Consider the following 1,237-nt stretch of genomic DNA (forward strand, 5'->3'; position numbering starts at 1 on the left):
CTAGTGCCGGATCAGGCAACGTTTGCCCTGTCGACGACGGCGCGTAGGCGCCGGTCGTCGGCATGGCGGTTTCGCCAGATGATGTAGCGGCGGATCATGCTGCCCTGTTCCTTGTGGTCGGCATGGTCGGTGCCGTCGAGGGTGAAATAGCGCAAAGCCGTGAACTGGGCCTCGATGCGGTTGAGCCACGAGGAGTTCGTCGGGGTGTAGGCGATCTCGACGTTGTTCGCCGCCGCCCAGGTGCCGACCCGCTGGCACTTCTTCGTGGTCAGATGCGGGGAAAAGTTGTCGCAGACGATCGCGATGCGGACACCGGCCGGGTAAAGGGTGCGCAGGTAGCGGCAGAACTCCAGGAACTGGGTGCGTCGCTTGATGGGCTTGATGTGGCCGTAGAGCTTGTCCTTGGCCAGGTCCAGGGCGGCGAACAGGTGCCGCACCCCGCCGTAGCGGTTGTAGGTCGCCCGCCGCCGACGACGTGGTTCACGGTCGGGGTTCTTGTGCTTGCCGCCGCGTTCGGCCCACTGCCGGCCAGGGTGGGGCATCAGGTTGAGCGGCCCGAACTCGTCCAGACAGAAGACGACTTCGGGCTCGCCGTCCTCGGGTATGACCTCGCCGTCGGCGATGGCATACAGGTGCTCGACGCGGGCCTTCTTGGCCGCGTAGTCCGGGTCGCGGGAGGTCTTCCACGTCTTCAGGCGTTGAAAAGAGACGCCTTCCTCGCGGAGCAGGATGCGCAGGCCCTCGTGGCTGATGTCGTCGACCACCCCCTCGGCGACCAGGAAGTCCGCCAGCTTGGTCAGACTCCAGGTCGAGAACGGCAGGTCATGCTCGGTCGGCTTGGACTTGGCGATCTTCTTGATCTCGCGACGCTCGGGCAGCGTGAACGTCTTGGGGCGGCCACCCTTGTACTTCGGGTAGAGCGAGTCGAAGCCGTCGGTGTTGAAGTTGTGAATCACATCGCGGACCCGGTCGTCGCTGGTGAACGACACCTCGGCGATCTTCGCCACCGGCATGCCCTGCGCGGACAGCAGCACCATCTGGGCACGCCGCCAGGTCACCACCGACCCGGTCCCCCTGCGGATGATCCGCAGAAGCCGTCTGCCCTCGTCGTCATCGATCTCACGCACGCGCACCCGTTCTGCCACCCGGACAGAGTGCCGGACACGCGCCGCCCGGCACAGCACCCGGACGACGCGTCACATCACAACAGGGCAAACATTCCCTGCTACGGCACTAG

Annotated in this window: 1 protein-coding gene; it reads right to left on the reverse strand. The window is 65.5% G+C overall.

The annotated features are described in order from the left end of the window. Window positions 1-11 precede the first annotated feature (11 nt). Window positions 12-1,145 carry an IS630 family transposase gene (locus AB0J04_RS46205; protein ID WP_363174744.1) on the reverse strand — a complete coding sequence of 378 codons (1,134 nt, stop codon included), beginning with the start codon at window positions 1,143-1,145 and terminating at the stop codon, window positions 12-14. Window positions 1,146-1,237: the final 92 nt, after the last annotated feature.

Source organism: Streptomyces sp. NPDC050263, from assembly GCF_040655955.1.
Taxonomy (GTDB): Bacteria; Actinomycetota; Actinomycetes; order Streptomycetales; family Streptomycetaceae; genus Streptomyces.